At 75.1% G+C, this 11,926-nt stretch carries 10 protein-coding genes; 2 read left to right on the top strand and 8 right to left on the bottom strand.

What is annotated here, in order from left to right; genetic code table 11:
• Window positions 1-175 precede the first annotated feature (175 nt).
• The 5 genes from ACFWR9_RS41360 to ACFWR9_RS41340 form a co-directional block, all read right to left on the bottom strand.
• The gene (locus ACFWR9_RS41360) at window positions 176-778 is read right to left on the bottom strand and encodes a CGNR zinc finger domain-containing protein (RefSeq protein WP_383852468.1); all 603 of its coding nucleotides are present in this window, start codon (window positions 776-778) and stop codon (window positions 176-178) included.
• Window positions 779-1,106: 328 nt separating this feature from the next.
• Entirely contained in the window at window positions 1,107-2,009 is a 903-nt protein-coding gene (locus ACFWR9_RS41355; RefSeq protein ID WP_383852465.1) for a universal stress protein, read from the bottom strand.
• Window positions 2,010-2,096: 87 nt separating this feature from the next.
• Window positions 2,097-2,339, bottom strand: coding sequence for a DUF397 domain-containing protein (locus ACFWR9_RS41350; RefSeq protein WP_383852462.1), 243 nt, complete (start codon window positions 2,337-2,339; stop codon window positions 2,097-2,099).
• A gap of 142 nt (window positions 2,340-2,481) precedes the next feature.
• On the bottom strand, window positions 2,482-3,321 hold the full coding sequence (locus ACFWR9_RS41345) for an alpha/beta fold hydrolase (protein ID WP_383852459.1): 840 nt from the start codon (window positions 3,319-3,321) through the stop codon (window positions 2,482-2,484).
• A 50-nt stretch (window positions 3,322-3,371) separates the two neighbouring features.
• Window positions 3,372-4,871 carry an acyl-CoA synthetase gene (locus ACFWR9_RS41340; protein ID WP_383852457.1) on the bottom strand — a complete coding sequence of 500 codons (1,500 nt, stop codon included), beginning with the start codon at window positions 4,869-4,871 and terminating at the stop codon, window positions 3,372-3,374.
• 162 nt (window positions 4,872-5,033) lie between these two features.
• Here ACFWR9_RS41340 and ACFWR9_RS41335 point away from each other — a divergent pair, with 162 nt between their 5' ends.
• Entirely contained in the window at window positions 5,034-6,809 is a 1,776-nt protein-coding gene (locus ACFWR9_RS41335; RefSeq protein ID WP_383852454.1) for a serine hydrolase, read from the top strand.
• Window positions 6,810-6,855: 46 nt separating this feature from the next.
• Here the strand turns inward: ACFWR9_RS41335 and ACFWR9_RS41330 are convergent, their stop codons facing one another.
• Entirely contained in the window at window positions 6,856-8,430 is a 1,575-nt protein-coding gene (locus ACFWR9_RS41330; protein ID WP_383852451.1) for a phytoene desaturase family protein, read from the bottom strand.
• Between the two features lie 78 nt (window positions 8,431-8,508).
• Between ACFWR9_RS41330 and ACFWR9_RS41325 the strand changes: the two genes are divergently transcribed.
• Entirely contained in the window at window positions 8,509-8,760 is a 252-nt protein-coding gene (locus ACFWR9_RS41325) for a hypothetical protein (RefSeq protein WP_383852448.1), read from the top strand.
• A gap of 8 nt (window positions 8,761-8,768) precedes the next feature.
• Here ACFWR9_RS41325 and ACFWR9_RS41320 read toward each other — a convergent pair whose 3' ends face one another.
• Both ACFWR9_RS41320 and ACFWR9_RS41315 read right to left on the bottom strand, forming a co-directional pair.
• Entirely contained in the window at window positions 8,769-10,904 is a 2,136-nt protein-coding gene (locus ACFWR9_RS41320) for a tetratricopeptide repeat protein (RefSeq protein WP_383852446.1), read from the bottom strand.
• A 58-nt stretch (window positions 10,905-10,962) separates the two neighbouring features.
• The gene (locus ACFWR9_RS41315; RefSeq protein ID WP_383852443.1) at window positions 10,963-11,742 is read right to left on the bottom strand and encodes an oxygenase MpaB family protein; all 780 of its coding nucleotides are present in this window, start codon (window positions 11,740-11,742) and stop codon (window positions 10,963-10,965) included.
• Window positions 11,743-11,926: the final 184 nt, after the last annotated feature.

Genomic DNA, 11,926 nt, shown 5'->3' with positions numbered 1-11,926 from the left:
GAGGGCGGGCCTCGCGGCGTCAGGTGCGTGCTCTCGGCGCGCGGGGCCCTGATCCTCGTACTGGATGTACTTGGGTCAGGGCCCCGTGCGGCGAGTGGGGGTACCTCCCACGCCTTTAAGGCAGTGGGGGAGCGTGCATGGCGTCGCGGGGCAGACGGGAGTTTGACGACAGGGCCTAGGGCCGGGGCTCGGCGGTCCGCCGCTGCCGCTGCTGGTGACGGGCCACCCGGGCCCGGTTGCCGCAGGACGGTTTGCACCACTCCTGGCGCGGGTGGTCCTTGAGGAAGTACCGCACACAGCGCGGTGCGTGGCAGGCCCGCAGCCGCTGCCGGTCGGGTCCCGCGAGGAAGCCGATCACGGCCTGGGCGAGCGCGGCGGTGAGGTCGGGCCGGGCGCCTGGCGCGGTCGCGGCGCGTACGACGGGGGCGCCGGCGTCGGCCCAGTGCAGGACGGGGACGGTGGGGGTGCGGGCGGCGGCCTCGTTCAGGCACCGCAGGGCTTCGGGGACGCGCAGCAGCCGGGCGGCGTCTGCGGGGCTCGGCTCGCCGGGACGCACGGCGCGGGCGAAGAGGGCGCGGGCGGCGGCCCGCACGTCCCGGACGGCGGCGACGTCGGCGCCGGCCTCGGCGTCCGCCGCGAGGTCGGGGTGGGCCCGTACCCAGGCGGTGAGCCCGGCGGGGTCGGCAAGGTCGTCGGCGACCCCGCCGTGCCCGTCGTGCCGGACGGTCAGGGCGAGATCGAGCGCGATCCGGGCGTCCCTGCTGGGTGAGTCCTGCATGGGGCCGATGATAGGCACGGCGGGGTGCGCCCGGGCGCGGTCTCCGTACGGCCACGGGCCACGGAGCGGCCCCCGACCGGGCCACCACCACCGACACACGCCACCCTCGCCACCCTCGCCGCCGGAGCCTGACCGCGCCTCGCCCCGCCCCCGCGCCACGACCACGGCACAGCCCCGGAACCCGGCCCTCAGCCCACCCCGCGCCGCACTCACCCGCGCCACGACCACAACGACTCCCGGGAACCTGCCCCCACACCACGGCTCACGTCCGCGCCCCAGCCCACGCCGTACTGACCGGCCGGCGTGCCGCTACGGACGCCCCGTCCCCTCAGTCCTCCGGCGGAGCCGGTGGTACGACCGCGACCGGGGACGCCGCGTGGAGCAGGACGGCGTGGGTGACCGAGCCCATCATGCGGGCGGGGGCCAGCAGGCGGCGGCGGTGGCGGCCGACGACGACCAGTTGGGCGTCGCGGGAGGTGGCGACGAGGTGTCCGGCGGCGTCGCCGGGCGCGACGTACGGCTCGGCACGGACGTCGGGATGACGTTCGCGGTACGGGGCCAGGAAGCCGTCCGCCAGGACCCGGGTCTCGCTCTCGATGGAGACCTCGTCGATCACCGGGGGCATGATCTGCCCGGCGGCGGCCCAGGTCTGCACCGGCCAGGGGTAGGCGGCGACGACCTGGAGGCGGGCGCCGCGCAGCGCGGCCTCGGCGAAGGCGAAGGAGAGGGTGGCGTCGTCGGGGCTGTCCACGTGCAGTCCGACGACCACCCGGGGCCCCTCTTCGCCCGGCGCCTCGCCGTGCACCTCGCGTCCGGGGCGGGGCACCACGACGACGGGGCACTCGGCGTCGCGGGCGGCGGCCAGGCCGTTGGAGCCGAGCAGCAGGCTGGCGAAGCCGCCGCGGCCCCGGGAGCCGAGCACCAGCAGCTGGGAGTCGGCGCCCAGTTCCGGCAGCGCGGCGCCGGGCACGCCCTCCAGGCCGACGTACTCCGTCGCCACTGCGTAGGCACGCCCCTGGAGGTGGGCGCGGGCCTGGTCGAGCACGGGGTCGTCGCCGGTGTCCGGCTCGTCCGCGACCAGGATGTCGGTCTGGGCCCAGGTGGCGTACTGGCGCACATGCACCACCCGCAGGGGCGCCCCGCGCCGGTGCGCGGCGGCGAGGGCCCAGTCCAGGGCGCGCAGGCTGTCGTCGGAACCGTCGACGGCCGCGATGACCGGCAGGGTGCTCATGGGTGCCTCACCTCCGGAGTACGGCCTTCCCTCCGGCGACGGACGGAACACCCCGGTTCGGCCGGTCGGCTCACCGCACCCGGCGGGTCAGGTGAGGTCGAACTCCCCTTCCCGCGCTCCCGACACGAACGCGCCCCATTCCGCCGGGGTGAAGATCAGGGAGGGGCTTTTCGGGCTGCCGCTGTTGCGCATGGCGATGAAGCCCTCGACAAAGGCGATCTGGACATCCCCCAGGCCCCGGCTGCTCGACTGCCACTGCGCGTCGCTGAGGTCCAGTTCCGGCTTGTCCCAGCCCATGATCGGGCGCTGGTGGGTGGTGCTCTCGGCCACGTCCGTGCTCCTCCCGGTTGCGTCGTTCGCGGCCAGCCTAGCGATCGGGTCCGACCGCCGACAGGCCACGTGAGCGGTGCCTTTCGGAAGATCGGTGCCGCCGTTCCCACGCTCCCCACCCGCCGCCGGTGTCCCGGTGGCCTCATTCCTCACCGAGGAACGCGGCGACACGCCGTACGAACCACTCGGGGTCGTCGAGCCAGGGATAGTGCCCGGCGCCCGGCTGGACGGCGACCTCGGCGTGCGGGAAGACGTCGGCGCAGCGGCGGGCGAGTTCCGGCCGGGGGCCGCCGTCGAGTTCCCCGGCGAGGACCAGGACCCGGGCGGTGCTGCGGGCGAGGGCGGCCCGGGTGGCGGGCGGGTCGAAGGCGTCCGGGGAGAGGTAGACGTCGCCCGCCTCGTAGTTGGACTCCTGGTCGCCGCGGGCGACGTGGGCGCGCGCGGCGTCGTCCCAGCGGCCGTGGAAGAAGGGGAGGAACACCGGGTCGAAGTCGCCGGTGCCGGCCAGCCAGGCATCGAAGGGGCCGAATGCCTCTTCGAACCAGGGTTCGTCCTGCCGCAGCAGGGCCGCCGCCCGTCGGTCCTCCGGCGTGGCGGGCATGTCCAGCGCCCAGGGCGTGGCGGTGATCAGGGCGAGGCGTCGCACGCTCGCCGGGTACCGGGCGGCGTGGAGCATGGCGAGGCTGCCGCCGGCGGAGTGTGCGAGGACGTCCATGCGGTCGAGGCCGAGGTGGACGCGGAGCGCCTCCACGTCGTCGACGAGCCGGTCGCAGCGGTACGTCGCCGGGTCGGCGGGCACGCCGGAGTCGCCGGTGCCGCGCAGGTCGAGGAGGACCAGTCGGCGGTGTGCGCTCAGGCCGCCGAGGTCGCCGAGGTATGAGGAGGCCCGCATGGGCCCGCCCGGCAGCACGACCAGCGGGACGCCGCGGCCCCGGACGTGGTAGGCGAGTTCGGTTCCGTCGTACGTGGTGAGGGTGCCCATGGCGCCGATCCTCGACTGCCGGGGGCGGCGGCCGCAACGGAGTTGTGCTGCTAGGAGCCGGCGAAGCGGTCCCGCAGTTCGCGTTTGAGGATCTTCCCGCTGGCGTTGCGCGGCAGCGCGTCCACGAACCGCACCCCCTTGGGCGCCTTGAACGCGGTGAGCCGGTCCCGGGCGTGGGCGATCAGCGCGTCCTCGGTGACCTCGCCGCGCGGGACGACGACGGCCGTGACGGCCTCGATCCAGCGCTCGTCGGGCAGGCCGATCACCGCGACCTCGGCGACCCCGTCGTGCGTGTAGAGGGCGTCCTCGACCTGGCGGGAGGCGACCAGGACGCCGCCGGAGTTGATGACGTCCTTCACGCGGTCGACGATCGTGTAGTAGCCGTCCGCGTCCCGCACGGCGAGGTCGCCGGAGTGGAACCAGCCGTCGCGGAAGGCGGCTCGGGTCTCCTCGGGCTTGTCCCAGTAGCCCTCGCACAGCTGCGGCGAGCGGTAGACGACCTCGCCGGGGGTTCCGTCGGGCACGTCCGCGCCGTCCTCGTCGACCACGCGCGCGTCGACGAACAGGACGGGCCGCCCGCAGGAGTCCATCCGGCCCTCGTGCTCGTCCGGGCCGAGGACGGTGGCGAGGGGACCGATCTCGCTCTGTCCGAAGCAGTTGTAGAAGGCCAGTGCGGGCAGGCGCTCGCGCAGCCGCTCCAGGACGGGCACGGGCATGATCGACGCCCCGTAGTAGGCCTTGCGCAGGCCGCCGAGGTCGCGGGTGGCGAAGTCGGCGCGGTTCGCGAGGCCGATCCACACCGTGGGCGGCGCGAACAGGCTGTCCACGCGGCCGGCTTCGATCAGGTCGAAGAGCCGGTCGCCGTCCGGGGCGTCCAGGATGATGTTCGTGGCGCCGACCGCGAGGTAGGGCAGCAGGAAGACGTGGGTCTGCGCCGAGTGGTAGAGCGGCAGCGCGTGCACGGGGCGGTCGCCGGCACTGAGGTCGAGGGCGGTGATGGCGCTGAGGTACTCGTGCACCAACGCCCGGTGGGTCATCATCGCGCCCTTGGGCAGGGCGGTGGTGCCGGAGGTGTAGAGGAGCTGCACCAGGGCGTCGCCGGCCGGCTCGGGGCCGTCGTACGCGGGCGCCGCGGCGAGGCGGGCGAGGAGCGAGTCGTCGGCGTCGCGCAGCGCGAGGAGGCGGGTGCCGCCGGGCAGCCGGCCGGCGAGGCCCGGGTCGGCGAGGACCAGGCCGCTGCCGGACTGGCCGACGAGGTAGGCGAGGTCGTCGCCGGTGAGGTTCTGGTTGACCGGGACGTGCACCAGGCCGGCCCGGGCGCAGGCCAGGAAGGCGATCAGGTAGGCGTCGGAGTTGTGGCCGTAGGCACCGACCCGGTCGCCGGGGGACAGTCCCTCGGCCAGCAGGACGCTCGCCGCGCGGGAGACCGCGACGTCGAGTTCCCCGTACGTCCAGGTGCGGTCGCGGTACTCGACCGCGACGCGTGCCGGAGTGCGTCGGGCGCTGCGCCGCAGCACCCCGTCGACCGTGCTGCCGTGTCCGGGCGTCATGACATGATCCTCGGCCGCCCGCCGGGGCGGGTCAAGCCGCGTGCGTCCGGTCCGTGGAGCGCGCACGCCCCATTGACACGACCCCGTCATTGACAGGAAAGTTTCACTCCGCACGGCGATCCAGGAAAGATACTTTCAGCTTCGGTGGCGGGAGACTCTTCGATGGCCGGACAGGCGACCAGCGGATTCACACGGCGTCAACTGGGCGCCGGCGCCCTGGCCCTGGGCGGTGCCCTGGCCATCGCCCCGTTCGCCGCCGGGCCCGCCGAGGCGCTCGCGGACCGGGGCCGCCGGCCCACCCTCCGGCGCGGCTCCGCCGAGCGCGCGGGACTGCTCCCGGGTCATCTGCGACGGCTCGTCAGCGACGCGGAGACGTTCCTCGCGCCCTCTCCCGAACACCCGTGGTACGCGGGCGCCGTACTGCTGGCCGGCCGGGGCGGCACGGTCGCGCTGCACGAGCCGATCGGGATGGCGGTGCGCTACCGGGCCTACGACGAGGCGACCGACACCGGCGTCGAGTTCCCGGCCGCGGAGCAGATCCCGATGGCCGGCGACACCGTGTTCGATCTCGCGTCCATCTCCAAGCTGTTCACCTCGATCCTCGCCGTGCAGCAGCTGGAGCGGGGCACGCTGGAGCTGGAGGCGCCGGTCGCGTCGTACCTGCCGGACTTCGGGCGGGCCGGGAAGCAGGACGTGACGGTCCGGCAGCTGCTCACGCACACCTCCGGGTTCCGGGCGTGGATCCCGCTGTACCGGGCGCCCACCTACGAGGAGAAGGTGCGGCTCATCTATGACGAGGCGCCGGCCAGCGCGCCCGGGACGGCGTACCTGTACTCGGACCTGAACATGATCTCGCTCCAGCTGGTGCTGGAGAAGGTCACCGGCCGCGCGCTGGACGTCCTGCTGCGCGACGGGATCACCGGACCGCTCGGTCTGCGCCGCACCCGCTACAACCCGCCCGCGTCCTGGCGGCCGGACATCGCGGCCACCGAGGACGCCCGGCAGCCCTGGTCCGGCCTCGACCGCGGTCTCGTGTGGGGCGAGGTGCACGACGAGAACGCCTTCAGCCTCGGCGGCGTCGCCGGTCACGCCGGGGTGTTCTCCTGCGCGTGGGACCTTGCGGTACTCGGCCGGACCCTGCTCAACGGCGGCTCCTACGGCCGGGCGCGCGTCCTGCGGCCGGAGTCGGTGGAGCTGATGTTCACCGACTTCAACACGGACTTCCCGGGCGACGCGCACGGACTGGGCTTCGAGCTGTACCAGCACTGGTACATGGGTGCCATGGCGACGCCGCGCACGGCCGGGCACACCGGCTTCACGGGCACTTCGCTGGTGCTCGACCCGACGACGGACTCGTTCCTCGTCGTCCTAGGCAACTCCGTGCACCCGGTGCGCAGTTGGCGATCCGGTTCGGCTCCCCGGGTGGCGGCCGGCACCCACATGGCGCGGGCGGTGGCGGTCCGGCCCGCGCACGGGCGCACCGCGTGGTTCTCGGGGACGGCGAGTTCCGCGACGGCCACGCTCACGCTGCCCGCGCTGGACACGTCGGGCGGGCGGGCGCGGCTGCGCTGCGCGCTGTGGTGGGACACCGAGCCCGGGTCGGACGCCCTGGTCCTGGAGGCCACGACCGACGGCGGCGCCGAATGGCGGCCCGTCCCGTTCACGACGAGGCGGCGCGGCGAGCAGCGCCGGGAGCACGAGAACGGCTCGGCCACCGGCTGGTCGGGCCGGGTCTGGCACCGGCTGACGGCCGACCTTCCGGCCGCCCGCGCGCTCTCCCTGCGCTGGCGGTACACGACCGACCGGCTGTACGTGGGCCGCGGGGCGTACGTCGACGGGCTGCGGGCGGAGGCGGCCGGCGACGTCCTGTTCCACGACGCGCGCCCGGCGGACGCGGCACGCGTCGCGACGGTGGGGTGGACGGCGTCGGCCGACTAGGACCTGCCCCGGGCGGGGCGGCCGGCGGGGGCGCCCTGGATGACCGTCACCGCTCCGCCTCCAGTACCGCCATCGCCGCGTTGTGTCCCGGCACGCCACTCACCCCTCCCCCGCGCACCGCGCCCGCCCCGCACAGCAGGACGTTGGCCTGAGCGGTCTCCACGCCCCAGCGGCCGGTGCCTTCCTGGGTGTGGGGCCAGGACAGCTCGCGGTGGAAGATGTTGCCGCCGGGCAGGCGCAGGTCGCGCTCCAGGTCGAGCGGCGACCTGGCCTCGATGCAGGGCCTCCCGTCGGCGTCGGTCGCCAGGCACTCCGCGATCGGCTCGGCGAGGTGGGCGTCGAGCTGGGCGAGGGTCGACTTCAGCAGGTCCTCGCGTACGGTGTCGTTGTCCCCGGCGAAGAGCCGGGCGGGGGTGTGCAGGCCGAAGAGCGTGAGGGTGTGCAGGCCCCGGCCGGCCAGGTCGGGGCCGAGGATCGTGGGGTCGGTCAGCGAGTGGCAGTAGATCTCGGAGGGCGGGGCGGCGGGCAGTGAGCCGGCGGACGCCTGGGCGTGGGCGGCGGCCAGCTGCTCGTACCCCTCGGCGATGTGGAAGGTCCCGGCGAAGGCCTCGCGCGGGTCGGCGTCGGGGTCGCGCAGCGTCGGGAGCCGGTCGAGCAGCATGTTGACCTTGAGCTGGGCGCCCTCGGCCGGCGGGGGCGGGGATGTGCCGGTGAGTGCCGCCAGTTCCCGCGGGGAGGCGTTCACCAGGACGTGCCGCGCGGCGGCGACGTGCTCGCCGTCGGCGGACCGGTAGGTGACCTCCGCCGTGTGTCCGTCGGTGTCGATCCGCACCGCCTCGTGGCCGGTGGCCAGTTCGGCTCCGGCGGCGCGCGCCGCGTCGGCCAGGGCGTCGGTGAGGGCGCCCATGCCGCCGACCGGCACGTCCCAGGCGCCGGTGCCGCCGCCGATCACGTGGTACAGGAAGCAGCGGTTCTGGCTCAGCGAGGGGTCGTGGGCGTCGGCGAAGGTGCCGATCAGGGCGTCCGTGAGGGCCACGCCCCGGACCGTGTCGTCGGCGAAGTGCTCCTCGATCGCGACGCCGACCGGCTCCTCGAACAGGGCCCGCCAGGCGGCCTCGTCGCCGACCCGGCGGCGCAGCTCGTCGCGGGTGGGCAGGGGCTCGGTGAGGGTCGGGAAGACGCGTTCGGCGACGTGACCGGTCATGGCGTAGAACCGCTGCCAGGCCGCGTACTCCCGCTCCGACCCGGTGAGCCGGGCGAACGCCTCGCGCGTCCGCCGCTCGCCGCCGCCGACGAGGAGCCCGGTGGGGCGGCCGTCGCGCTCGACGGGCGTGTACGAGGAGACCGTGCGCCCGCGGACCCGGAAGTCCAGGTCCAGGTCCCGCACGATCTTCTTCGGCAACAGGCTGACCAGGTACGAGTACCGGGACAGCCGGGCGTCGACCCCGGCGAACGGCCGGCTGGAGACGGCCGCGCCGCCCGTGTGGTCCAGCCGCTCCAGTACCAGCACGGAGCGGCCCGCGCGGGCCAGGTAGGCGGCGGCGACCAGGCCGTTGTGGCCGCCGCCGACGATCACGGCGTCGTAGGTGCGGGAGGCGGGGGGTGTGCTGGGCGGGGTCATGGCTCTTGGTAACACGGGGTGGTCCGGGCGGCCAGGGGTGGCTCACGGGGCCGGTCGGCGGACGCGCCCGACCTCGGCATGCGGGGCGGCTCCACCGACATGGGCAACGTCTCGCACCTGGTGCCGACCATCCACCCGAGCATCGGGTACGACTGCGGAGACACGATCATGCACAACCCCGAGTTCACCCGGTACGGGACCAGCGCGGGCGCGGACGGGGCGGTGCTGGACGGCGGGCTGGCCATGGCGTGGACGGCGATCACCCTGGCCGCGGACGACCGGCACCGGGCCCGGCTCCTGGCGCGGCTCGCCGAACGACGGGCCGCCTGAGCCCCGGCTCAGTGAGCCGCCGCCCGGCGTGGTGCCGCGACCCCGTGGTACAGCTCCGCGGCCTCGGTGGCGCGGCCGAGCTGTTCCAGGCAGTGCGCCTCGTCGTCGCGGGCGGTGCGGGTGTCGGGATGATCGGCGCCCAGGACGCGATGGCGGGCGCCGGTGACCAGGCGGTACTCGGTGAGGGCGGCCGACCAGCGGCCGAGCCGGCACAGCGCGACGGCGACCTCGCGGCGGCTGACCAGGGTGTCCGGTTGGTCGGCGCCCAGGACGCGGGCGCGGATCGCGCACACCTCGCGGGACTCGGCCAGGGCCTCCTCCCAGCGGCCGAGCCGGCCGAGGTTGACGCCCAGGCCGTGCCGGGCGCGCAGGGTCTCCGGGTGCTCGGGCCCCTGGGCGCGGGCGCGGTCCCCGATCAGCTCCCCGTACAGCGCCAGCGCTTCGGTGCTGCGGCCGAGGCGGCCCAGGGCGATGCCCGTCTCGTAGCGGGCGGCCAGGGTGTCGGGGTGGTCGGGGCCCAGCGCCCGCCCGCGGGCCGCGGCGACGCCCCGGTAGGTCGCCAGGGCTTCCTGCCAGCGGCCCAGCCGCCCGAGTTCGTACGCCACCTCGTAGCGGGTGACGAGGGTGTCGGGATGGTCGGGGCCGAGTACGCGGGCGCGCGCGGCGGCCACTTCGCGGGCCATGCGGTGGGCGTCCCCGGTGCGCCCGAGCCGGCCGAGGTTGAAGGCCAGGTTGTGGCGGCAGCGCAGGGTGTCGGGGTGCTCGGCGCCCATGGTGCGCTCCCGGACGGCCAGCACCGCCGTGTAGACCTGGTGGGCGTCGGTGTGCCGGCCCAGCCGGCCCAGGGCGTAGGCCATCTCCTGGCGGGCGGCGAGGGTGTCGGCGTGGTCGGCGCCCAGCACCCGGATCCTGGCCTCGGCGACGCGCTTGTACGCGCGCAGCGCGTCGGCGGCGTGCCCCGTGCGGCCGAGGACGAAGGCGACCTCGTAGCGGCTGGCGAGGGTGTCGGGGTGGTCGGGGCCGAGCAGGTGCTCGCGCTCGGCGGCCACCGCGCGGTGCACCTCACCGGCCTCCTCCCAGCGGCCGAGCCGCCCCAGGCGCAGGCCCGCGTGGTGCCGTCCGGCCAGGGCGGCGACTCTCCCGGTGCGGTCGGGCGGCGTGGCGCGCGGCCCGGTGCCGGTCGGCACCTGTCCGGTGGTCAGGCCCTGGGTCCAGGAGGGCGGCGTGGCGCGGGCCCCCACCGGCAGGGGCGTCCGCGGCCGGTGCGCCACCGGGGCCGGCCCGTACGCCGGTGCCGTACGGCCGGCGGTGATCCGGCGGGCCAGCTCCCGGGCGTCGTCGGGGCGCTGCTCGGGCCGCTTGGCCAGCAGGTCCAGGATGATCCGGTCCAGATAGCCGGGCAGGTCGGCGCGGTGGCCGCGGGGCGGCTCCGGATCGGTGTCGCGGTGGCCGACGAGGACCGCCCAGGCGTCGTCGAGGTCGAACGGCGGGGCGCCGGTGGCGATCTCGTACAGCACGCAGCCCAGCGAGTACAGGTCGCTGCGCCGGTCGACGTCGTCGCCGCCGATCTGCTCCGGCGACATGTAGTGCGGGGTGCCCATGGCGATGCCGGTGCCGGTCAGCCGGGCGGTGAACCCGACGTCGTGGCCGAGCCGGGCGATGCCGAAGTCGCAGATCTTCACGGTGCCGTCGGCGAGCCGGACGATGTTCGCGGGCTTCAGGTCGCGGTGCACGATGCCCTGCTCGTGGGTGTAGGCGAGCGCCTGGGCGACCTGTTCGGCGATGTCGACGACGTCAAGGACCGGCAGCGGACTGTGCCCGTTGTCCTCAAGGAGTCGGCTCAGGTCACGGCCCTCCAGCAGCTCCATGACCAGGAAGAGCACTCCGTCGTGCTCACCGAAGTCGTGCACGACGGTCACCCCGCGGTGCTGGAGCGCGGCGGCCACCCGGGCCTCGCGCCGGAACCGCTCCCGCAGCACGCGGGTGAACGACTGGTCGTGCTGGGTGCCCAGCGGTTTGAGGCACTTGACGGCGACGCGACGGCCCAGTGACTCGTCCTTCGCCCGCCAGACCTCGCCCATGCCGCCGCGCCCGATCCGCTCCAGCAGCCGGTACCGGCCCTGGATCAGCGTGGTGTCCCCCATCTCGCTGCCCGCCCCCGTAGCAGTCCGCGCCCTCCCCTGGCCGGTCCAGTATGGCGGCTTATCGTCCGAGTTTGTACGGTGCCGGGCGCGCGGCCGGACCGAGCCGTGCCATGGCGCTCAGGATGTGTTTGGGCGGCAGTTGCCAGCGCAGACGTGCGGGAATCCCGCGCAGCAGGGTGCCCGTGGCGCGCAGCCGCCGGGTGACGGTGGCGGGTGGGGGCGCCGGTCTGCCGTACAGCTCGTGCGCGTACGGCGGTAGGCAGTCGTACGCCAGATGCGCGACCCGCCGCCACAGCAGTGCGCGGGCCGGGACCAGCAGGGGTGGGACGGGCGGGCTGCGCAGGAAGTCGTCCACCTCGCGCGCCTCGCCGGCGGCCAGCTCGGGCCGTACCCGGTCGAAGTAGGCGGCCAGCTCGGTCCGGTCCGCGGGTACGGCGTCGGGGTCGAGGCCGACGAGGCGGGCGCTGTGCCGGTGCTCGGCGAGGTAGCGGTCGGCGTGGGCGTCGGTGAGGGGGTAGCCGGAGCGGCGCAGGACGTGCAGGTAGGAGCCGATCTCGGCGCAGTGCACCCACATCAGCAGCGCGGGTTCGTCGACGCCGTAGCGCTCCCCGGTGCCGGGGTCGGTGGCTCCGAGCATGCGGTGGATCTTCCGGACCCGGGCGCCCGCCCGTTCGGCGGCCTCCGTGGTGCCGTACGTGGTGGTGCCGACGAATCCGGCGGTGCGCATCAGCCGGCCCCAGGCCTCGTGCCGGAAGTCGCTGTTCTGCGTCACGCCGCGCACGGCGCGGGGGTGCAGGGCCTGGAGGTAGAGGGCGCGGATGCCGGCGATCCACATCATCGGGTCGCCGTGCGCCTGCCAGGTAATGCACTCGATAGGGATCCGAATATGGCGAGGCCCCGCCCATCCGCCACGGGGGGAGCGGACAGACGGGGCCGGTCAGGCGCGGCCCCGGTCGACGCTGGCGACCCCGGCCGGGGCCCCCGGTACTGCGCTAGCGCATGGGCGGGACGATGTCTCCCCC

It is taken from the genome of Streptomyces sp. NPDC058534 (assembly GCF_042717365.1).
In the GTDB taxonomy this organism is placed as follows: domain Bacteria; phylum Actinomycetota; class Actinomycetes; order Streptomycetales; family Streptomycetaceae; genus Streptomyces.
The sequence above is the reverse complement of the archived record's forward strand: the minus strand, read 5'-3'. Positions and strand labels throughout refer to the sequence as shown.